The 19,778-nt window shown below is 74.7% G+C and carries 20 protein-coding genes and 2 pseudogenes; 14 read left to right on the forward strand and 8 right to left on the reverse strand.

The window, feature by feature from the left end; translation table 11 throughout:
- From IF73_RS0123055 to IF73_RS0123095, 9 genes and pseudogenes are all read left to right on the forward strand, one after another.
- Positions 1-349 (forward strand): annotated as a pseudogene (locus IF73_RS0123055) (cupredoxin domain-containing protein); the annotation flags it as partial.
- Positions 346-1,629 (forward strand): hypothetical protein, encoded by a 1,284-nt coding sequence (locus IF73_RS0123060; RefSeq protein WP_031011159.1) that lies wholly within the window; start codon positions 346-348, stop codon positions 1,627-1,629. The pseudogene IF73_RS0123055 and the gene IF73_RS0123060, both read left to right, overlap by 4 nt.
- A 19-nt stretch (positions 1,630-1,648) precedes the next feature.
- Positions 1,649-2,296 carry a TetR/AcrR family transcriptional regulator gene (locus tag IF73_RS0123065; protein ID WP_031011160.1) on the forward strand — a complete coding sequence of 216 codons (648 nt, stop codon included), beginning with the start codon at positions 1,649-1,651 and terminating at the stop codon, positions 2,294-2,296.
- A gap of 97 nt (positions 2,297-2,393) precedes the next feature.
- On the forward strand, positions 2,394-4,610 hold the full coding sequence (locus IF73_RS0123070; protein WP_031011162.1) for a molybdopterin oxidoreductase family protein: 2,217 nt from the start codon (positions 2,394-2,396) through the stop codon (positions 4,608-4,610).
- A gap of 118 nt (positions 4,611-4,728) precedes the next feature.
- Positions 4,729-6,198 carry a CitMHS family transporter gene (locus IF73_RS0123075; protein ID WP_031011163.1) on the forward strand — a complete coding sequence of 490 codons (1,470 nt, stop codon included), beginning with the start codon at positions 4,729-4,731 and terminating at the stop codon, positions 6,196-6,198.
- 128 nt (positions 6,199-6,326) lie between these two features.
- The gene (locus IF73_RS0123080; RefSeq protein WP_031011164.1) at positions 6,327-6,953 is read left to right on the forward strand and encodes a hypothetical protein; all 627 of its coding nucleotides are present in this window, start codon (positions 6,327-6,329) and stop codon (positions 6,951-6,953) included.
- 55 nt (positions 6,954-7,008) lie between these two features.
- Positions 7,009-7,767 (forward strand): class F sortase, encoded by a 759-nt coding sequence (locus IF73_RS0123085; protein WP_051717181.1) that lies wholly within the window; start codon positions 7,009-7,011, stop codon positions 7,765-7,767.
- Positions 7,768-8,039: 272 nt separating this feature from the next.
- Positions 8,040-9,431: an aldehyde dehydrogenase family protein gene (locus tag IF73_RS0123090; RefSeq protein ID WP_031011167.1), complete on the forward strand. Its 1,392-nt coding sequence runs from the start codon at positions 8,040-8,042 to the stop codon at positions 9,429-9,431.
- A gap of 34 nt (positions 9,432-9,465) precedes the next feature.
- A pseudogene (locus tag IF73_RS0123095) lies at positions 9,466-9,618 on the forward strand (alcohol dehydrogenase); the annotation flags it as partial.
- A gap of 170 nt (positions 9,619-9,788) precedes the next feature.
- On the opposite strand, the gene IF73_RS0123100 reads toward IF73_RS0123095, so the two are convergent.
- Entirely contained in the window at positions 9,789-10,520 is a 732-nt protein-coding gene (locus IF73_RS0123100) for a DsbA family oxidoreductase (protein ID WP_051717183.1), read from the reverse strand.
- A gap of 103 nt (positions 10,521-10,623) precedes the next feature.
- The gene (locus IF73_RS0123105; protein WP_031011173.1) at positions 10,624-11,562 is read right to left on the reverse strand and encodes a DMT family transporter; all 939 of its coding nucleotides are present in this window, start codon (positions 11,560-11,562) and stop codon (positions 10,624-10,626) included.
- A gap of 308 nt (positions 11,563-11,870) precedes the next feature.
- Here IF73_RS0123105 and IF73_RS0123110 point away from each other — a divergent pair, with 308 nt between their 5' ends.
- Positions 11,871-12,488: a TetR/AcrR family transcriptional regulator gene (locus IF73_RS0123110; RefSeq protein WP_037880185.1), complete on the forward strand. Its 618-nt coding sequence runs from the start codon at positions 11,871-11,873 to the stop codon at positions 12,486-12,488.
- Here IF73_RS0123110 and IF73_RS0123115 read toward each other — a convergent pair.
- The 3 genes from IF73_RS0123115 to IF73_RS0123125 form a co-directional block, all read right to left on the reverse strand.
- Entirely contained in the window at positions 12,438-13,385 is a 948-nt protein-coding gene (locus IF73_RS0123115) for a DMT family transporter (RefSeq protein WP_051717186.1), read from the reverse strand. The two genes, IF73_RS0123110 and IF73_RS0123115, sit on opposite strands and share 51 nt — an antisense overlap.
- Positions 13,386-13,549: 164 nt before the next feature.
- Positions 13,550-14,245 (reverse strand): ArsR/SmtB family transcription factor, encoded by a 696-nt coding sequence (locus IF73_RS0123120; protein WP_031011179.1) that lies wholly within the window; start codon positions 14,243-14,245, stop codon positions 13,550-13,552.
- An 18-nt stretch (positions 14,246-14,263) separates the two neighbouring features.
- Positions 14,264-14,926 (reverse strand): TetR/AcrR family transcriptional regulator, encoded by a 663-nt coding sequence (locus IF73_RS0123125; RefSeq protein ID WP_031011181.1) that lies wholly within the window; start codon positions 14,924-14,926, stop codon positions 14,264-14,266.
- A 68-nt stretch (positions 14,927-14,994) separates the two neighbouring features.
- Between IF73_RS0123125 and IF73_RS0123130 the strand changes: the two genes are divergently transcribed.
- From IF73_RS0123130 to IF73_RS0123140, 3 genes are all read left to right on the forward strand, one after another.
- Entirely contained in the window at positions 14,995-16,146 is a 1,152-nt protein-coding gene (locus IF73_RS0123130) for an acyl-CoA dehydrogenase family protein (protein ID WP_031011183.1), read from the forward strand.
- Between the two features lie 87 nt (positions 16,147-16,233).
- Positions 16,234-16,524 carry a YiaA/YiaB family inner membrane protein gene (locus IF73_RS0123135; RefSeq protein WP_031011185.1) on the forward strand — a complete coding sequence of 97 codons (291 nt, stop codon included), beginning with the start codon at positions 16,234-16,236 and terminating at the stop codon, positions 16,522-16,524.
- A 98-nt stretch (positions 16,525-16,622) separates the two neighbouring features.
- Positions 16,623-17,255 carry a TetR/AcrR family transcriptional regulator gene (locus IF73_RS0123140; RefSeq protein WP_031011187.1) on the forward strand — a complete coding sequence of 211 codons (633 nt, stop codon included), beginning with the start codon at positions 16,623-16,625 and terminating at the stop codon, positions 17,253-17,255.
- On the opposite strand, the gene IF73_RS0123145 is transcribed toward IF73_RS0123140, so the two are convergent.
- The gene (locus tag IF73_RS0123145) at positions 17,246-17,707 is read right to left on the reverse strand and encodes a MaoC family dehydratase (protein WP_031011190.1); all 462 of its coding nucleotides are present in this window, start codon (positions 17,705-17,707) and stop codon (positions 17,246-17,248) included. The genes IF73_RS0123140 and IF73_RS0123145 overlap by 10 nt on opposite strands.
- Before the next feature lie 106 nt (positions 17,708-17,813).
- Between IF73_RS0123145 and soxR the strand changes: the two genes are divergently transcribed.
- On the forward strand, positions 17,814-18,287 hold the full coding sequence (soxR, locus tag IF73_RS0123150) for a redox-sensitive transcriptional activator SoxR (RefSeq protein WP_031011192.1): 474 nt from the start codon (positions 17,814-17,816) through the stop codon (positions 18,285-18,287).
- 50 nt (positions 18,288-18,337) lie between these two features.
- On the opposite strand, the gene IF73_RS0123155 is transcribed toward soxR, so the two are convergent.
- Together IF73_RS0123155 and IF73_RS0123160 are read right to left on the reverse strand one after the other, a co-directional pair.
- Entirely contained in the window at positions 18,338-19,015 is a 678-nt protein-coding gene (locus IF73_RS0123155) for a 3-keto-5-aminohexanoate cleavage protein (RefSeq protein ID WP_234338320.1), read from the reverse strand.
- A 71-nt stretch (positions 19,016-19,086) separates the two neighbouring features.
- Positions 19,087-19,698 (reverse strand): hypothetical protein, encoded by a 612-nt coding sequence (locus IF73_RS0123160; RefSeq protein ID WP_031011197.1) that lies wholly within the window; start codon positions 19,696-19,698, stop codon positions 19,087-19,089.
- Positions 19,699-19,778: the final 80 nt, after the last annotated feature.

The raw sequence follows: 19,778 nt of genomic DNA on the forward strand, positions 1-19,778 counted from the left end.
TTCCCCGACCACCGACCCCACCCGGACCGCCGACCCGGCCCCGACCGCAGACCCCACCCCGACCGTCGACCCGACCCCCACTCCCGCCGGCCGCACCCTCGACATCCGCGTCAGCGGCTCGACCGTCACCCCCGCGCCCTCCCGCGTCGAGGTGAGGAAGGGCGAGCGGATCACCCTCCGTGTCACCTCCGACCGTGCCGACACCGTCCACGTCCACGGCTACGACCGCGAGGCCGCCCTCGCCCCCGGCACCCCCACCACCCTCGACCTCACCGCCGACCGCACCGGCCTCTTCGAGGTGGAGACCCACGAGTCCGGACTCGTGCTCACCCAACTGGTGGTCCGGTGACCGCCGTCCAGCCCCCGCCCCTTCCGCTCGCCCACGGCGTCGGCGCCCAGCACGACCTGCCCCTCTCTCCCTTCTACGCCTACGCCGGCGCCTTCACCGCGCTCCTGGTCTCCTTCCTGGGCCTCGCCCTCCTCTGGTCCGCCTCCCGCTTCCGCGGCGACCGCGCCGGCCGCCCCCTGCCCGCCTCACTCCAGCGCCTCGCCGACGCCCCGGCCACCCGCACCGCCCTCCGTAGCCTCGGCACCGCCCTCGCCCTGCTCTTCCTCGCCCACCTCCTCCTCGGCCCCGACGACCCCGACCGCAACCCCGCCCCCGGTGCCCTCTACGTCCTCCTCTGGGTCGGACTCGTGCCCGCCTCCCTCCTCCTCGGCCCCGTCTGGCGCCTCCTCAACCCGCTGCGCGCCCTCCTCTCCCTCCGCCCGCCCGCGCACCCCCGCCCGATCCCCGCCGCCGTCGGCATCCGCCCCGCCGCCGCCGGGCTCCTCCTCTTCGCCTGGCTCGAACTCGTCGCCCCCGACAACACCTCCCGCCCCGTCCTCCTCACCGCCCTCGCCGTCCACCTCGCCGTCCAGCTCCTCGGCGCCGCCCGCCACGGCGCCGCCTGGTTCGCCCACGCCGACCCCTTCGAGGTCTACTCCTCCCTCCTCGCCCGGCTCTCCCCGCTCGGCCGCCGCACCGACGGCCGGCTCGTGCTCCGCTCTCCCTTCAACGGCCTCGACTCCACCCCCGAGACCCCCGGACTGGTCGCCACCGTCTGCGTCCTCCTCGGCACCACCGCCTACGACGGCCTCTCCGACAACCCCCGCTGGATCACCGCCCTCCAGACCTCCTCCCTCGACCCCACCGTCCTCGCCACCCTCGGCCTCCTCGCCGCCGTCGCCCTCGCCGCCGTCTGCTACGGACTCTGCGCCGGCGCCCTCCGTCTCCTGAACCGCGCCCTCACCACACCCCTCACCTCCTTCGCGCACTCGCTGCTGCCCATCGCGCTCGGCTATCTCGTCGCCCACTACTTCTCACTCCTCGCGGTCGAAGGACCACGTACCGTCATGATGGCAGCGGGCACTGACAACGCCCCCTCGCCCGCTCCACCCCTGGGCCCCGCGGGCCTCGCCGTCCTCCAGGTCGCCGCGATCGTCACCGGTCACGTCCTCGGCGTCGTCGCCGCCCACGACCGGTCCGTCCGCCTCTTCCCGCCCGCCCGGGCCGTCGCCGGCCAACTCCCGCTCTTCGCGCTGATGATCGCGTACACCCTCGGCGGCATCGGACTGCTCATCGCCTGAACGGGATCGGAGCGGCATCATGGACCCCGTGCCCCAGCCCCGCCCGTCCGGCCCGCCGCCCGCGCTCCGCCGCACCCCCGTCCAGCAGCGCAGCGCCGAGCGGCTCGCCCGCATCCTCGACGCCTGCGCCGACCTCCTCGACGAGACCGGCTACGAGCAGCTGAGCACCCGGGCCGTCGCCGTCCGCGCCGGCGTCCCGATCGGGTCGGTCTACCGCTTCTTCGGCAACAAGCGGGCCATGGTCGCCGCCCTCGCCCACCGCAACCTCGACCGGTACGCCGAGCTGATCGCCGCCCGCTTCGAGCGGACGCCCGTCCTCGACGCGCACTCCGCGATCGACGGCGTCCTCGACGAGTTCATCGCGATGAAGCGCAGCGTCCCCGGCTTCGCCCTCGTCGACTTCGGCGTCCCCGCCGCCGACGAGCCCGGGGGAGCGGCCGCCGAGGACCCCAACGGCCTGGTCGCCGAGCGGATCTGCGGCCTGCTCGCCACCCATCTCGGCCGTGCCTCCGACGAGACGCTGCGCCGCAAGGTCCTCGTCGGCGTCGAGACCGCCGACACCCTCGTCCGCCTCGCCTTCCGGGCCGACCCCGACGGCGACACCGCCCTCATCCACGAGACGCGGGAGCTCCTCCATGCCTATCTCGCCCCCTCCCTCTCCGCCTGACCGCCGAGACGCACCGCCGTCACCCCCTCCCCGCCGTGCCTACCGGTCGGTATGCTCGCGTCGAGCCGCCGCCCCGCCACCGCCCACGGGAGACGTCATGCCCACCGCCCCGCGCATCTGCCCGCTCTGCGAAGCGACCTGCGGACTCGTCCTGACCCTCGACGGCAGCCGGGTCACCGGCGCCCGCGGGGATCGCGACGACGTCTTCAGCCGAGGCTTCGTCTGCCCCAAGGGCGCCGCGTTCCCGCAGGTCGACGCCGACCCCGACCGGCTCCGCACCCCGCTCGTCCGCGAGAACGGCAGCCTGCGCGACGCGAGCTGGGAGGAGGCGTTCGACACGATCGCGGCGAGAATCCGCCCCCTGATCGAGGATTACGGCCCCGACTCCCTGGGCATCGTCCTGGGCAACCCCAACGTCCACACGATGGCCGGAGCGCTCTACCCGCCGCTCCTCCTCCGCGCCACGGGCACGAGCAACCTCTTCACCGCCTCCACGGTCGACCAGATGCCCAAGCACGTCTCCAGCGGCCTCCTCTTCGGCGACCCCTTCGCCGTCCCCGTGCCCGACCTGGACCGCACCGACCACCTCCTGGTCATCGGAGCCAACCCGCTGGACTCCAACGGAAGTCTGTGCACCGCCCCCGACTTCCCCGGCCGGCTCGCCGCGCTGCGCCGCCGCGGCGGCACCCTCACCGTCGTCGACCCCCGCCGCACCCGCACCGCCCGCCTCGCCGACCGCCACCTCGCCCCCCGGCCCGGCACCGACGCCCTCCTCCTCGCCGCCCTCGTCCACACCCTCTTCGCCGAGGGGCTCACCGACCCCGGCCCGCTCGCCGGCCGCACCGAGGGCATCGACCAGGTCCGGGACGCCGTCCGGGAGTTCACCCCCGAGGCCGTCGCCCCCGTCTGCGAGCTCGAACCCGGCACGATCCGCGCCGTCGCCCGGGAGCTCGCCGCCGCGCCCACCGCCGCCGTGTACGGGCGGATGGGCAGCTCCACCGTGGCCCACGGCACCCTCGCCAACTGGCTCGTCGACGTCCTCAACGTCCTCACCGGCAACCTCGACCGGCCCGGCGGCGCCCTCTTCCCCCGCTCCGCCACCGCCCCCGCGCCCCGCCCCGCCGGGCCCGGCCGCGGCTTCCTCCTCGGCCGCCGCCACAGCCGCGTCTCCGGACACCCCGAGGTCAAGGGGGAGTTCCCGCTCGCCGCGCTCGCCGAGGAGATCGACACCCCGGGGGAGGGCCGCATCCGGGCGCTGATCACCATCGCCGCCAACCCCGTCCTCTCCGCCCCGGACGGACTCCGGCTCGACGCCGCCCTCGACACCCTCGACCTGATGGTCTGCGTCGACCCCTACCTCAACGAGACCACCCGCCACGCCGACGTCCTGCTGCCCCCGCCGCCGCCCTCCCAGAGCGCCCACTTCGACTTCGCCTTCAACGGGTTCGCCGTCCGCGACCAGGTCCGCCACACCCCGGCCGCCGTCCCCCTGGAACCCGGCCGGATGGACGAGTGCGAGATCCACGCCCGGCTGGTCCTCGCCGCCTCCGGCATGCACGGCGCGCCGCCGTCCGTCGTCGACGACCTCGCCGTCGACTCCATGCTCGCCAGGGCCGTCACCGAGCCGCACTCGCCGGCATACGGCGCCGACCCCAAGGAGTTCGCCGCCGGGCTCACCGGGGAGAGCGGAGCCGAGCGGCGGCTCGACCTGATGCTGCGCCTGGGGCCGTACGGCCTCACCCTCGACGAGCTCAAGGCCCACCCGCACGGCATCGACCTCGGCCCGCTCAAGCCCCGCCTGGACGAGGTCCTGCGCACCCGCAGCGGCCGGATCGAACTCCTCCCCGAACCGATCGCCGCCGACCTGCCCCGGCTGCGGGCCGCCCTCACCGCCGTACCCGAGCCGGGGACGCTCCAGCTGGTCGGCCGCCGCCATCTGCGCTCCAACAACAGCTGGCTGCACAACACCCCGGCCCTCACCGGGGGTTCGAACCGCTGCACCCTCCAGGTGCACCCGGACGACGCCGGCCGGCTGCGGCTCGCCGACGGCGCCCCCGCCCGGATCGAGGGCGCGGGCGGCGGGCTGACGGTGGAGGTCGAGGTCACCGACGCGGTACGGCCCGGGGTCGTCAGCCTCCCGCACGGCTGGGGCCACGACCGCCCCGGCACCCGCCTCGCCGTGGCCGCCGCCCGCCCCGGTGTCAACGTCAACCAGCTCCTCGACGGCACCCTCCTCGACCCGCTCTCCGGCACCGCCGTCCTCAACGGCTTCCCCGTCGAGGTCACCCCGCTGGAACCCGCGCCACTGCTGTGACCTGGGGTTTTGCTCGTATTGCTCACGCGTCGACCCCTTGTTGAGGCCGGAAGGGGGCACCTACGGTCATCCGGACCGCCGCTCGGCGGCTGTTCAACGGTGAACGTGAGGTGCCTCCATGCTGACCGTCCTCGGCTTCGCCATGATCGCGACCTTCCTGGTCCTGATCATGATGAAGAAGATGTCGCCGATCGCGGCGCTCGTCCTGATCCCCGCCCTGTTCTGCGTCGCCGTCGGGCAGGGCGCGCAGCTCGGCGACTACGTCATCGACGGCGTGAGCAAGCTGGCTCCCACCGCGGCGATGCTGATGTTCGCGATCGTCTACTTCGGCGTCATGATCGACGTCGGCCTCTTCGACCCGATCGTCCGGGCCATCCTGCGCTTCTGCAAGGCCGACCCGGTCCGGGTGGTCGTCGGCACGGCGGTGCTCGCCGCGATCGTCTCCCTCGACGGGGACGGCTCCACCACCTTCATGATCACCGTCTCGGCGATGTACCCGCTCTACAAGCGGCTCGGCATGAGCCTCGTCGTCCTCACCGGCGTGGCGGCCACGGCCAACGGCGTGATGAACACCCTGCCCTGGGGCGGCCCCACCGCCCGCGCCGCGACCGCGCTCAAGCTCGACGCCGGCGACATCTTCGTCCCGATGATCCCGGCCCTCGCGGCGGGCCTGGTCTTCGTGATCGCCCTCGCGTACGTCCTCGGCCGCCGCGAGCGGAAGCGGATCGGCTACCTCACCCTCGACGAGGCCCTCGCCACCGAGACCGACGGTGAGACGGTCCTCGTGGGCGCCGGCGGAGGGGCGGACCAGGCCACGGGCCAGGGCGAGGTCAGGGGCGAGGGCCGCCTGACGAAGCGGGCGGGCGGTACGGCCTCCGGCTCCGGCGCCGCCGCCGGCGGCACGGGCGGCTCCGGTGCGCCCGACCAGGACCCGGCCGCCCCCGGCTTCCAGGGCCTCGACCCGGAGCGCACCACCCTCCGCCCCCGGCTGTACTGGTTCAACGCCGCCCTCACGGTCGCCCTGCTCACCGCGATGATCCTGGAACTGCTGCCGATCCCGGTCCTCTTCCTCCTCGGCGCCGCGCTCGCGCTCACCGTGAGCTACCCGCGTCCCGCCGAGCAGAAGGAGCGCCTGGCCGCGCACGCGGAGAACGTCCTCAACGTCGCCGGCATGGTCTTCGCCGCGGCCGTCTTCACCGGGGTCCTCACGGGCACCGGCATGGTCAGGCACATGGCCGACTGGCTGGTCGGCGCCATCCCGGACGCGATGGGCCCGCACATGGCGCTCGTGACCGGCCTGCTCAGCCTGCCGCTCACCTACTTCATGTCGAACGACGGCTTCTACTTCGGCGTCCTGCCCGTGCTGGCCGAGGCCGGTGCCGCGCACGGCGTCTCGCCGCTGGAGATCGCCCGCGCCTCGCTGGTCGGCCAGGCCCTGCACATGTCGAGCCCGCTGGTCCCGGCGGTGTACGTGCTGGTCGGCATGGCGAAGGTGGAGTTCGGCGACCACACCCGCTTCACGGTGAAGTGGGCCGCCCTCACCTCGCTCGTCGTCCTCGGGGCGGCGCTCCTCTTCGGCATCGTCTGACCCGGCCTGGGCCGGACGGGGGACCGTCCGCCCGGCTTGCGCATGTCGCGACCGTGCGTGTTCCCCTCGTGACAGATAGTCGGATTATCGGTTGAAATGTCCGACGACATGCTCACGGAGGAACACGCATGCGTGCTCGTACCGCCCGTCCCCTCGCCGCCGCGTCCGGTCTCGCGTTGGCCGGTCTCGCCCTCCTCGGCGCCGGCCAGCCCGCGTACGCCGCCCCCGGCGACAACGGCGACGTGAAGATCCACAAGAGGTCCACGCCGGCGACCGACCAGCGCAACGACCCGAAGGTCTGCAGGTTCTACCTCGCTGCCTTCAACTTCGACGAGGACCAGGAGATCACCTGGAAGATCGAGCCCCAGCCAGCGAAGCCCGGCGGCGCCACCTTGAGCGGCGGCTTCACGCTGCCGACCGGTACCGGCCGCACCGAGGACGACTACAGCCTGCCCGACGGCATGTACAAGCTCACGTGGAACTTCGCGGGCGAGCAGGGCGCCGGCAAGCACAAGGTCTTCCAGGTCGACTGCGACAACGGCAACGGCAACGGAGGCAACGGCAACGGCGGGCACGGCCACCACAAGCCCCCGCACGGCCCGGTCGGCGCCGGCGGCGGCGGCAGCGCCGAGATCGCGGCCGACGAGGACGCCTCCGCCTTCGGTGTCGGCGCGGCCGTCACCGCCGGCCTCGCGGGCACCGTCGGCCTGGTGCTGATCCGCCGTTCGCGCCGCCGCAACGATGGCGCGGCGTAAGGCCCGCCTCACGCGCCGGCAGCGACGCCTCCTCCGGCTCACCAGGACCGTGGCGGTGACCGTGGTCCTGGTGACCGGGGGCGTGTGGTGGAGTGCGGACGGCGACCCCGCCGACCGGCAGCCCGTCGCCGGGGCCGACGCCAAGTCCGACGCCGGGGCGTCGGCCGCGGCGCCCGGCCCCGCCACCCCGGCCGCCGGCGACGGCGGCGCCGGCGGAACCGGCCGCACGGAGGCGGCCCGGAGCCGTACCGGCGCCGACGCGAGCCGTGCCGGGGCCACGGGGAGCCGGGCCGGCGCCCCCGCCCGGGCCCGGGTCCGCGAGAAGCCGCCCGCACCGCCCGCCCCGCTCGGCCGCTCCCGTCCCACCCTCGTCGCCGTGCCCGCCATCACCATCGAGGCGCCCACCCTCGACATCGGCCTCGACCGGGAGGGGCGGCTGGGCGTGCCGCCGGTCGACGACCCGCAGAAGGTCGGCTGGTACGCGCGCGGCCCCGCGCCCGGCGAGCGCGGCACGGCCGTGGTGGTCGGCCACCGGGACACCCTGACCGGACCGGCCGTCTTCCTCGACCTCGAGTCGCTCGGCCCCGGCAACACCGTCCGGGTCGCCCGCGCCGACGGGCGGGTCGCCGTCTTCACCGTGGACAAGGTGCGCACGTACCCGAAGTCCGCCTTCCCCGACAAGGAGGTGTACGGCTCCACCGACCGGCCCGAGCTGCGCCTGCTGACCTGCGGCGGAGCCTACGACCGGGGCTCGGGCTACGACGCCAACATCGTCGTCTTCGCCCACCTCACCGGTGTCGACAAGACGATCTGAACCGCACGGACGGCGGCGGCCCCGTGTCGGGTACCGTCGGCCCCGGCGGGGTCGGCCGGCCCCGGCGCGGGGCCGTTCCGCGTGCGTCCGCCCGGTCCGCCGCCGGCGCCCCGCGCCGCGCCGCCCCGCCCCGCGCCGCTCCGCGATGAGATCCGTTCCACGCCCAGAGGCCCTGGCGCCCTAAAACTAACAGCGCTAGTTTGGGGCGGCGGAGCCGAGCGGATCGGCCCGCCGGAGGCGAGCGGTCGAGCGGACCGGGAATGGGGAAGCTGATGAAGGCCCACGACGCGATGTACATCGGTGGGGAGTGGCGCCCCGCGGCCTCCTCCGGGACGATCCCCGTCACCGATCCGGTCACCGAGCAGGTCATCGCCCACGTGCCGGCCGGCACCGCCGAGGACGTCGACGCCGCCGTGCGCGCCGCCCGCGCCGCGCTGCCCGGCTGGGCCGCCACCCCGCCCGCCGAGCGGGCCGCCCGGATCGCCGCCCTGCGCGACGTGCTCGCCGCCCGCGCCGGCGAGATCGCCGCCACCGTCACCGCCGAGCTCGGCGCCCCGCCGAAGCTCGCCGCGGCCGTGCACGCCGGACTGCCGGTCAAGGTCGCCGGCTCGTACGCCGAACTCGCCGCCACCCACCCCTTCGTGGAGAAGGTCGGCAACTCCACCGTCTACGCGGAGCCGGTCGGCGTCGTCGCCGCCATCACGCCCTGGAACTACCCGCTCCACCAGATCGTCGCCAAGGTCGCCCCGGCTCTCGCCGCCGGCTGCACCACCGTCCTCAAGCCCGCCGAGGACACCCCGCTCACCGCCCAGCTCTTCGCCGAGGCCGTCCACGAGGCGGGCCTTCCGGCCGGCGTCTTCAACCTGGTCACCGGCCTGGGAACGGTCGCCGGCCAGGCCCTCGCCGAGCACCCCGACGTCGACCTCGTCTCCTTCACCGGCTCCACCGCCGTCGGCCGCCGCATCGGCGCCCTCGCCGGCGGCGCCGTGAAGCGGGTCGCCCTCGAACTCGGCGGCAAGTCCGCCAACGTGATCCTGCCCAGCGCCGACCTCCCCAGGGCCGTCGCCGTCGGCGTCGCCAACGTCATGTCCAACTCCGGTCAGACGTGCAGCGCCTGGACCCGGATGCTGGTCCCCGCGGAGCGGTACGAGGAGGCCGTGGCCCTCGCCGCCGAGGCCGCCGCCGCATACGTCCCCGGCGAGCGCCTCGGCCCGCTGGTCAGCGCCCGCCAGCGCGACCGGGTCCGCGGCTACATCGAGAAGGGCGTCGAGGAGGGCGCCCGGCTCGTCGCGGGCGGCACCGAGGCCCCGCTGGAGACCGGCTACTACGTCTCCCCGACGGTCTTCGCCGACGTCACCCCCGGGATGACCATCGCGCAGGAGGAGATCTTCGGCCCGGTGGTCTCCCTCCTCCGCTACGAGGACGAGGAGGAGGCCCTCGCGATCGCCAACGGCACCGAGTACGGCCTCGGCGGCGCCGTCTGGGGCGAGGAGACCGAGGCGGTCGCCTTCGCCCGCCGCATGGAGACCGGTCAGGTCGACATCAACGGCGGCCGGTTCAACCCGCTCGCCCCCTTCGGCGGCTGGAAGCGCTCCGGCGTCGGCCGGGAGCTCGGCGCGCACGGCCTCGCCGAGTACCTCCAGACCAAGTCCCTCCAGTTCTGAGCCCCGACCCGCCCCGCAGTAAGGAGAGACACCCGTGATCCGTGCCGCCGTCCTGCCCGCCGTCGGTGCCCCGCTGGAGATCACCGGCATCGAGCTGCCCGAGCCCGGCCCGGGCCGGGTCCGGATCCGGCTCGCCGCGGCCGGCGTCTGCCACTCCGACCTGTCGCTGACCAACGGCACCATGCGGGACGGCCGCTTCGACCTGGGCGCCCTCGTCACCGAGCGGATCACCCTGGACGGCATCCCCGGCGCCTTCGACGCCATGCTCGCCGGAAAGGGAGGCCGCGCCCTCGTCGTCTTCTGACCCGGACCACGACCCCGGGGCCCGGACCCACGGTCCCGGTCCCGGGGTACGGCTCAGGCGGCGGCCCGCAGCAGGATGTCCTCGTACACCTTCGGGTCGTCGCCGTGCACCACCGGCCAGCCGACGCCGTACGCCCCCTCCCAGCCCACCTCGACGCCCGGGTTGGCGATGTCGCTGCCGTCCGGCAGGAACAGGTGCGGGCTGCACCGGATCGCGTCCGTCCGCGAGAGCGCCGTCTGGTCGGCGAGCGCGCGGCGGGCCCGGCCGTCGTCCAGGGCCTCCTCCAGCGCGGCGACGTCGACCACGCCGGTCTCCCGGGCGACGTCCAGGATGACCCGCCGGTTGCTCACGCACCGGGACTCGGCCCAGAAGGCCCGGCGCAGCCCCAGGTCGAGGAGTTCCGAGGCCCGCAGCGACTGCTCCTTGGCGGCGAGCACCGCTTCGAGGGCCGGCAGGGTCGTGGACGGGTAGAGCCAGTCCTTCGCCTGCCACAGCTGCCACCCGGCCGCCGGCTCCAGCGAGGCCATCCGGGCCACCTCGCTGTCCGTGCCGGGGCGCGGGCTCGGCGCGTCGTTGAGCAGCTCCAGCGGGAAGGCGCGCAGGTCGAAGGCGACCCGGTCCTCCAGGCCCAGCCGGGCCCGGGTGGAGTGCAGCCGGTGGATCGCGAGGTGCGCGAACGAGCACCAGAGGTCGGAGTGGACGACGAGGACGCCGGGCGGCGGCGTCTCGACCGCGGCGGGCGCCGCGCCCTGCTCGGCGGTGTTCTCGGTGCTGTTCTCGGCCATGGCCGGGTTCCCTTCGGCAGACGTGAGTGGTGGAGACGTCCGCTCAGACGTGCGTTCAGGCGTGAGCGGAGACGTGCGTTCAGGCGTGAGCGGAGACGTGCGTTCAGGCGAGCTGGATGGTGAGCGAGCCGGCGAGCAGCAGGGCGAGACCGAGCGCGCGCGGCCGGGTGAGGGGGCGCCGGGGCAGCCGGAAGAGTCCCTTGTGGTCGATGACGGCCGAGGTCAGCTGCTGGCCCGTCACGGTGAGCGCGATGGTCACGGCGGCGCCGATGGCCGGTATGAGCAGGAAGGTGCCGGTCACGTACGCGGCGGCGCAGGCACCGCCGAGCCATCCCCACCAGGGCATCCCCTTCAGCGGGGCGACGCGCGGGGCCGGGGTGCGCCGGGTGGCCCGCAGCACCAGCAGGACGACGGCGATGGTGAGGGTCGCGACGGCGAAGCTGATCAGGGCGACGGTGAGCGGCGCGTCGAGCCGTTCCCGCAGCTGGGCGTTGACCGCGCCCTGCACCGGCAGCACCCCGCCCGCGACGATTCCGAGGACCGGCCAGCCCGTACGGGCGGCGGGCGAGAGCCGGGCGGCGCCCGCCGGGGCCGCGCCGCGTCCGCCCCGGATGATCACGACGATGCCGGTGAGGACGGCGGCCGCGCCGAGGACCGTGCCGGCGCTGAGCGCCTGCCGCTCCAGGCCGAGCAGGCCGAAGAGGTCGAGGGCGAGCGAGGCGAACATCTGGCCGGTGACGAAGAGTCCGACGCTCGCCAGGGCGCCGAGCCGGGGGAAGAGCAGGATGCCGCTGGTGATGTAGAGCGGGCTGGCCAGCCCGCCGAGCAGTTGCCAGGGCGGTACGTCCGGGAGTCTTCCCAGTGCGCCGAGGGTCCCGGCGGCCAGCGCCAGGGCGGCCAACAGGGCGGTGGCGAGGCTCAGTTGGAGGGTCGAGGCGCCGTACGGGGTGCCGACGGCGGAGTTGAGCTGGAGGTTGGCCGACGCCTGGACGGCGAGGAGGCAGCCGACGAGGAGCGCGACGGCGAGCAGTGCGGTGTGCATCAGGTATCTCCCTCGTGGAACGGCCGCGCGGGGCAGGACGACGACCCCCGCAAGTGGACGCCGTGTCCGTTTAGAGTGGCACACGGAGACCCAAACGGACAAGGTGTCCACTTAGGTGGGGGAGAAGTAGGGTCGGACCCATGAGCGACCACGAGCGGCACGGTCCCGCGGCGGACCCGGTGCGGAAGACGAAGGGGGCGGCCCGCCGTCCGGCGGACCGCCCCACCCCCGCCGAGCGGGATCTGATCGGCGTGCTCGGGCCGGCCGGCGACCCGCTGCCCGCGGGTGACCTGCTGGCCGCCGGCGACCTGTCGGCCGCGGGCGACCTCCAGGTCGACGCGCGCCCCGCCGCCGCCCCACGCCGCCGCGCCGACTCCGAGCGCAACCGCGCCCAGATCCTCGCCGCGGCCGAACGGCTCTTCGCCGAGGGCGACCCACGGACCGTCACCATGGACCGCATCGCCAAGGCCGCCGGCGTCGGCCGCGCCACCCTCTACCGGAGCTTCCCCGATCCGTCCTCGGTCGCGGTGGCGCTGCTCGACGAGCACGAGCGCCTGCTCCAGGGCCAACTCGTCTACGGCCCGCCGCCCCTGGGGCCCGGCGCACCCGCGGGGGAGCGGCTCGCCGCGTTCTACCTCGCGATGCTCGACCTCCTGGAGAAGCACCTCCCGCTGGCCCTCGGTGCGGAGACCGGCCCCGAACGCTTCCGCACCGGCGCGTACGGCTTCTGGCGGGTCCACGTCCGCACCCTGCTCGTCGCCCACGGCACCGAGGACCCGGACGCCCTGGTCGACACCGTGCTCGCCCCGCTCTCGCCCGAGCTGTTCGCCTTCCAGCGGCACGAACTCGGGCTCTCCGCCGAGCGGATCGGCGCCTCACTCGCGGCGTTCGCCCGCGGACTCCTCCAGGCGGGCGCCCGCCCCTGACACCGGGACGGCGGACTCGCGCGGGCGGGACCGGGACACCGCCACCCCCGCCAGGCACAGCGCGCCGCCCAGCAGCGTCAGCGCCCCGGGCAGCTCGCCGAGGAGCGCCCAGGCCATCAGGACGACCAGGGCGGGCACGGCGTAGGTGGTCGCGCCCATCCGTCCCGCGGTCGTCCGCGCCAGCGCGTACGCCCAGGTCGTGAAGGCGAGCGCGGTCGGGAACACCCCGAGATAGACCATGTTCGCGGTCGCCGACAGCGGCGCCCGCGCCGCCTCCGTCACCAGCTGCCCGGCGAACGGCAGGCAGGCCGCCGCGCCGATCGCGCAGCCGAACGTCGTCACCTGGAGCGCGCTCGCGTGGGCCAGGGCCGGCTTCTGCGCCACGACCCCGCCGGCGTACGCCACCGCGGCCAGCAGGCAGAGCGCGACGCCCAGCACCGAGGCGTGACCGTCCTCGCCGGACATCGACAGCCCCACGGCCACCGCGCCGGCGAAGGACACCGCCATGCCGGCCAGCAGGCGCGGCGGCAGCCGCTCGCCCAGGAAACGGGCGCCGAGCAGCGCGATCAGGATCGGTCCGATGTTCACGAGCATCGCGGCCGTCCCGGCGTCCACCTCCTGCTCGCCCCAGTTCAGCACCACCATGTACACCCCGAACCACAGCAGCCCGGAGACCAGGATCCCGGGCCAGGCGGCCCGCGGCGGCAGTCCCTCCCGCCGGGCCAGGAGCACGGCCCCGAGGACCAGCGCCCCGGCGAGCAGCCGCCCGAGGGCGAGCGCGCCGGGGGAGTAGGCGGACCCGGCGCTGCGGATGGAGACGAAGGCGGAGGCCCAGAGGACGACGGTGACCCCGGCGGCGGCGACCGCGAGCCGGGCGGAGGAGACGGAGTTCGGCATGCCCCCGACGGTAGGACCCGGACCCTTCGGTCCACACCGCATTATCGCCCGCCCCCGCGCCGGCCCGCCCCGCCCCCGCGTCAGCCCGCCCGCCGCGTCAGCCCGCCCCCTCACGCCGGCCCGTGCTCCTGCCGCGGCGCCGACCTGACCTCACTCGCCGCACCTCACCGCAGCGCGTCCGCCTCGATCCCCAGCTCCCGCCGCAGCGCCCGCTCCCCGGCCGGGGTGACCTTCACCGCTCGCGCGGACCCGATCCGTACGCACCAGCCGCTGTCCAGCGCGTGCGCGCAGAGCGCCGCTCCCGCGAGCCCCGCGAGGTGCGGGCGGCGTTCGGTCCAGTCCAGGCAGCCGCGCGCGAGCGGCCGCCGCCCCTTCGGCACGAGGGGGATGCCGAGCCCGGCGAACCACTCCAGGCCGTCGTCCGTGAGGGCGAACCCGGTGTCCTGGCGGAGCAGTCCGCGTGCGGTGAGCGCGTCCGTGACGGCGGTCCCGAGCCGTCCGGCGAGGTGGTCGTAGCAGGTACGGCCCCGGGCCATCGCCCGACCGGCGCTCGCGGCGGCCAGCGAGCGGGGCGGCTCGTCCGCGACCGGCCCGGCGAGGTTCGCCAGCTCCTCGACGAGCTGCGCGATCGCGGGACCGGCGAGCCGCACATACCGGTGCCGACCCTGCCGCTCCTCCGCGAGCACGCCGCCCGCGACCAGCTTCCCGAGGTGTTCGGTCGCGGTGGACGGCGCCACGCGCGCGTGGCGGGCGAGTTCCCCCGCCGTCCAGGCCCGCCCGTCGAGCAGGGCGAGCAGCATCGCGGCCCGGCTCTCCTCCGCGAAGAGCGCCGCGAACGCGGCGAGATCACTGGCTCCCATGGGTCCAGCATCCCGCGCTCACGCTTCGGCCCGCCCCGAAACGTGCGCCTCCCGCTCGTACTGCGCCCCCAGACCCTCGAGCAGCGCGCGCAGGCCCGTGGTGAAGGCACCCTCGTCGACCTTCTCGCGGTGCTCCGCGAGGCGGTGCGCCTGGCCGAGGTGGGGGTAGTCGGCGGGGTCGTACGCCGTCTCGTCGTCGACGAAGCCGCGCGCGAAGGAACCGAGGGCCGAGCCGGTGACGAAGTACCGCATCAGGGCGCCGATGTGGGTGGCCTGGGCGGGCGGCCAGCCGGCCCGGACCATCGCGCCGAAGACGGCGTCGGCGACCTTGAGGCCCGCGGGGCGGCGGCCGGGTCCCTGGGCGAGCACCGGGACGATGTGCGGATGGTCGGCGAGGGCGGCCCGGTAGGACAGCGCCCAGTCGTGCAGGGCGGTGCGCCAGTCGCGCGGGTCGCCCGGTTCGAACATCGACAGGTCGATCTTGGCGCTGACCGCGTCCGCGACCGCGTCGAGGATCTCGTCCTTGGTGCGGAAGTGGTTGTAGAGCGAGGGTCCGCTCACGCCGAGCTCGGCCGCGAGCCGCCGGGTCGAGAGGGCGGCCAGCCCCTCCGCGTCGACGAGCGCGCCCGCCGTCTCGACGATGCGGTCTCGGCTGAGCAGGGGCTTGCGCGGTCGGGCCATGGCGCACATAGTAGGCCCGCACCGATAAAACTAGCAGTGGTAATTAAACGGATGGGTGAGGTGGCACCGTGGATCTGGCGCTGAGCGAGGAGCAGCAGGACGTCCGGCGGCTCGCCGAGGACTTCGTCGCCCGCGAGGTCGCCCCGCACGTCGTCGCGTGGGACCGTGCCGAGGAGGTGGACCGGGGCATCGTGAAGAAGCTCGGCGCGGTCGGCTTCCTCGGGCTCACGATCCCGGAGGAGTACGGCGGTTCCGGCGGCGACCACCTCTCGTACTGCCTCGTCACCGAGGAGCTGGGGCGCGGCGACTCCTCCGTGCGCGGGATCGTCTCCGTCTCCCTCGGCCTGGTCGCCAAGACCATCGCCTCCTGGGGCAGCGAGGAGCAGAAGCGGGCCTGGCTGCCCCGGCTCGCCTCGGGTGACGCGCTCGGCTGCTTCGGGCTCACCGAGCCCGGCACCGGCTCCGACGCGGCCGGCCTGAGCACCCGGGCCGTCCGCGACGGCGACGACTACGTGATCGACGGCGCCAAGATGTTCATCACCAACGGCACCTGGGCCGACGTCGTGCTGCTCTTCGCGCGGACCGGCGACGCGCCCGGCCACAAGGGTGTCTCCGCCTTCCTCGTCCCCACCGACACCCCCGGCCTCACCCGCCGCACCATCCACGGCAAGCTCGGCCTGCGCGGCCAGGCCACCGCCGAACTGGCCCTGGAGGGTGTGCGCGTCCCGGCCTCCGCGATGCTCGGCCCCGAGGGGAAGGGCTTCTCCGTCGCCATGTCCGCCCTCGCCAAGGGCCGGATGTCCGTCGCGGCCGGCTGCGTCGGCATCGCCCAGGCCGCCCTCGACGCCGCCGTGCGCTACGCGGGGGAGCGCGAGCAGTTCGGCAGGCCCATCGCCTCGTACCAGCTCGTCCAGGAGCTCATCAGCGACATCGCCGTCGACGTGGACGCGGCCCGGCTGCTGACCTGGCGGGTCGCCGACCTCGTCGACCGGGGCGAGGAGTTCGCCACTGCCGCCTCCCAGGCCAAGCTGTTCGCCTCCGAGGCCGCCGTCCGCTCCGCCAACAACGCCCTCCAGGTCTTCGGCGGCTACGGCTACATCGACGAGTACCCGGTCGGCAAGCTGCTGCGGGACGCGCGCGTGATGACCCTCTACGAGGGCACCAGCCAGATCCAGAAGCTCATCATCGGCCGCGCGCTCACCGGCGTCTCCGCCTTCTGACCCGCCCTCGCGCGCGGGCTCCCTCTGAGTACCGGTCTGAGTATCCGGGCGGATGTGGCGCCGGCCACATCCGCCGATCCTGTCCCCATGAGCGAGTCACAGGTCAAGCAGCAGAACACCAGCGCCTACCACGCGCAGGCCGTCATCTCCTTCGCGATCGCCCTCGCCGCCGTCGCGATCGGGATCTACCAGCTGGAGGCGAGCGCCTGGGTGCGGGCCTTCCTCGCGGTCTCCGTCCTCTACCTCACCACCTCCGCCTTCACTCTCGCCAAGGTCGTCCGCGACCGGCAGGAGTCGGAGCGGATCGTCAGCCGGGTCGACCAGGCCCGCCTGGAGAAGCTCCTCGCCGAACACGACCCCTTCCAGCAGAAGCTCTGAGCCCTCTCCGCCCGGAGAACCGACACCCGCGATCTCTAAGCGCTTGCTCAGCTTCGTTGTATGGTGTTCGTCCTGACCGGTCCGAGGAGGAGTGTGGGATGAGCACGGCGGAGCAGACGCCCGGCGGCGAGGACGTGACCTGGGGCGAGGTCGCGCCCGAGGCCGCCCGGAGGCTGCTGGTCGCGGCCGTCGAGGCGTTCGCCGAACGCGGCTACCACGCCACCACCACCCGTGACATCGCCGGCCGGGCCGGGATGAGTCCGGCGGCGCTGTACATCCACTACAAGACCAAGGAAGAGCTGCTCCACCGGATCAGCCGCATCGGCCACGACCGCGCCCTGGAGATCCTCCGGGCCGCCGAGCTCCGCGACGGCGCCCCCTCCGACCGGCTGGCCGACGCCGTCCGCTCCTTCGTCCGCTGGCACGCCGAGCGCCACACCACCGCCCGGGTCGTCCAGTACGAGCTGGACGCGCTCGGCCCCGAGCACCGCGCCGAGATCGTGGAGCTGCGCCGGGAGACCGAGGCGACCGTGCGCCGGATCATCGAGGAGGGCGTGGCGGCCGGCGAGTTCGACGTGGCGGACCCGGCGGGCACCACCGTCGCGGTGCTGTCGCTCTGCATCGACGTGGCCCGGTGGTTCAACGTCCAGGGCCGCCGGACGCCCGACGAGGTCGGCGCCTTCTACGCCGACCTCGTGCTCCGCATGGTGGGGTACCGCGCTCAGAAGTAGTAGCGCGAGACCGACTCGGCGACGCACACCGGCTTGTCGCCGCCCTCGCGCTCCACGGTCACCCGCGCGGTGACCTGCACGCCGCCGCCGGCCTCCTCCACCTTCGTGAGCACCGCCGTGGCGCGCAGCCGCGAGCCGACCGGCACGGGGGCGGGGAAACGCACCTTCTCCGTGCCGTAGTTGAGGCCCATCTTCATGCCCTCGACCCGCAGCACCTGCGGCACGAAGAGCGGCAGCAGCGAGAGGGTCAGATAGCCGTGCGCGATCGTCCTGCCGAAGGGGCCCGAGGCGGCGCGCTCGGGGTCCACGTGGATCCACTGGTGGTCGCCGGTGGCGTCGGCGAACAGGTCGATCCGCTTCTGGTCGATCTCCAGCCAGTCGCTGTGCCCCAGCTGCTCGCCGACCCCCGCGCGCAGTTCCTCGGCGGAGGTGAAGATCCTCGGCTCGGCCATGTCCCTGGTCCCTTCTCGTACGACATACCAAACGGTCTGTGTCTAAGCGCTTGCTCAGCATGTGGGGTGAGGGTCGCGCTGTCAACGGACCAGTAGGGTTCGAGGGGTGCCGCAGATTCCAGAGAAGATCCACGAGCTCACCGTCGGCCAGCTCTCCGCCCGCAGCGGCGCCGCCGTCTCCGCCCTTCACTTCTACGAGTCGAAGGGGCTCATCAGCAGCCGCCGCACCGCCGGCAACCAGCGCCGTTACGGGCGCGACGCGCTGCGCCGGGTCGCCTTCATCCGCGCCGCCCAGCGCGTCGGCATCCCTCTCGCCACCATCCGCGACGCCCTCGCCGAACTGCCGGAGGAGCGCACGCCGACCCGCGACGACTGGTCCCGGCTCTCCGCCACCTGGCGGGCCGAACTCGACGACCGCATCAAGCAGCTCGGCCGGCTCCGCGACCACCTGACGGACTGCATCGGCTGCGGCTGCCTCTCCCTGGAGACCTGCGTCCTCTCCAACCCCGACGACGTCTTCGGCGAACGCATGGCCGGCTCCCGGCTGCTGCCGCTGCGCCGCGAGACCGCGGACGAATAGGCCGTTTCTTTCGGATCACGCCGCGAGCCCCATGATCCGAAAGAAACGGCCTATCGCCAGGACAGCGCGGCGCGCACCTGCTCCGCCGTGGAGCGGGCGCGGGTCCCGTCCGGCAGCAGGAGGGTGTCCTCCAGGCCGATCCGCCCGGCCACGCCCAGCCGCCGGGCCCGCCGCAGTGCCGGCCAGGCCGCCGCCCCGGTCCCGTACACCAGCACGGGCACCCCGCCGCACCGGCCCGCCGACCCGCTCCCGCCCTCAGGGCCGGCCGCGAGCGCGCGCAGCCACGCCCCGAGGTCGCCGTCCGGCCCGGCCGGCGCCTCGACGGCGATCCGCCGCACCCGGGGCGCCAGGGGAGAGCGGGCGAACAGGACCGGGTCCGGGGCGCCGGGACGCAGACCCGCCTCCACCGCCACCCCGCGCGCCAGCAGCGCCGCCGCCGTCTCCTCGGCGCCCGGCTCGTGCCAGGCCACCGAGGCCAGCTCCGGCAGCGTCTCCCAGGACCGGATCCGCGCGACCCGCCGCTCCGGGTCGGGCTCGGCCCACGCGTCCGCCGGCACCGTCACCGGGACGCGGACGAGCCTCCGCACCGCCGTCAGCGCGGGACCCACCACCCGGGGCGAGAGCGAACCGGCGCCACAGGGCGTCCGGGGCCGCAGCCGCACCTCGTGGGCCCCCGCCGCCACCGCCTCCGCCGCGGCCACCGCGAGCGCCGCCGGATCGCGCGGCACCGCCGCCGACTCCCCGGGCCCCCGTGCGCCGTTCAGCGCCGCCTGGAGCGGAGGGCCCGCTCCCGGCCGTGTCACGCCGCGGAGACCAGCGGGCGGCCGCGTACCTCCCGGGCCCGGGCCAGCGCCCCCGGGGTGAGGACCGCCCGGGGCACCTCGACCCCGCAGTCCCCGCACACCGGCCCGTACCAGGTCTCCTCGCCCGGTGCGCCCGCCCACGCGATCCGCGCCCCCGCGCAGACCGGGCACGCCTCGCCCGGGTCGTCCTCCAGCGCCGTGACCAGCCGCCGTACCACCTCCGGCAGCGGATCCGTCGGATGGACGGCCGGATCGCCGCAGCGCACCACCCCGTTGCCACCCCACACCGCCCGGTGCCAGTCGTCCGTCGCCCCCAGGGCGCGCAGCCCGCCGTGCTTCTCGCGCCGGCGCCGGGCGGCGAACTCCTTCTCGTACGCCAGCCAGACCGTCCGCGCCTCCTCCAGCTCCTCCAGCGCGGCCACCAGCCGCGCCGGATCGAGCTCCCGGTCGTCGGGCCCGAACCCGTGCCTGCGGCACAGGTGGTCCCAGGTCGCCCGGTGCCCGTAGGGGGCGAACCGCTCCAGGCACTTGCGCAGCGAGTATCTGCGCAGTGCCGTGTCGCACCCCTGATCGCGCACCTGTCTCGCGAGACTCCGGAAACCGGCCATCGCTCGCCACCTCCGTCGCTGGTCCTTCGCGGTCCTTCGCGCATCCGCGGTACCAGAGGGACGAACGGCGGCGCCGCCGT

Source organism: Streptomyces sp. NRRL F-5727 (assembly GCF_000719555.1).
Classification (GTDB): Bacteria; Actinomycetota; Actinomycetes; order Streptomycetales; family Streptomycetaceae; genus Streptomyces.

Coding starts and splice junctions, on each gene's coding strand:
- IF73_RS0123135 (WP_031011185.1), top strand. CDS start 16,234: ATGAGCGAGTCACAGGTCAAGCAGCAGAACACCAGCGCCTACCACGCG.
- IF73_RS0123100 (WP_051717183.1), bottom strand. CDS start 10,520: ATGGCCGAGAACAGCACCGAGAACACCGCCGAGCAGGGCGCGGCGCCC.
- IF73_RS0123105 (WP_031011173.1), bottom strand. CDS start 11,562: ATGCACACCGCACTGCTCGCCGTCGCGCTCCTCGTCGGCTGCCTCCTC.
- IF73_RS0123075 (WP_031011163.1), top strand. CDS start 4,729: ATGCTGACCGTCCTCGGCTTCGCCATGATCGCGACCTTCCTGGTCCTG.
- IF73_RS0123125 (WP_031011181.1), bottom strand. CDS start 14,926: ATGGCCCGACCGCGCAAGCCCCTGCTCAGCCGAGACCGCATCGTCGAG.
- IF73_RS0123140 (WP_031011187.1), top strand. CDS start 16,623: ATGAGCACGGCGGAGCAGACGCCCGGCGGCGAGGACGTGACCTGGGGC.
- IF73_RS0123145 (WP_031011190.1), bottom strand. CDS start 17,707: ATGGCCGAGCCGAGGATCTTCACCTCCGCCGAGGAACTGCGCGCGGGG.
- IF73_RS0123115 (WP_051717186.1), bottom strand. CDS start 13,385: ATGCCGAACTCCGTCTCCTCCGCCCGGCTCGCGGTCGCCGCCGCCGGG.
- IF73_RS0123160 (WP_031011197.1), bottom strand. CDS start 19,698: ATGGCCGGTTTCCGGAGTCTCGCGAGACAGGTGCGCGATCAGGGGTGC.
- IF73_RS0123065 (WP_031011160.1), top strand. CDS start 1,649: ATGGACCCCGTGCCCCAGCCCCGCCCGTCCGGCCCGCCGCCCGCGCTC.
- IF73_RS0123090 (WP_031011167.1), top strand. CDS start 8,040: ATGAAGGCCCACGACGCGATGTACATCGGTGGGGAGTGGCGCCCCGCG.
- IF73_RS0123120 (WP_031011179.1), bottom strand. CDS start 14,245: ATGGGAGCCAGTGATCTCGCCGCGTTCGCGGCGCTCTTCGCGGAGGAG.
- IF73_RS0123070 (WP_031011162.1), top strand. CDS start 2,394: ATGCCCACCGCCCCGCGCATCTGCCCGCTCTGCGAAGCGACCTGCGGA.
- IF73_RS0123080 (WP_031011164.1), top strand. CDS start 6,327: ATGCGTGCTCGTACCGCCCGTCCCCTCGCCGCCGCGTCCGGTCTCGCG.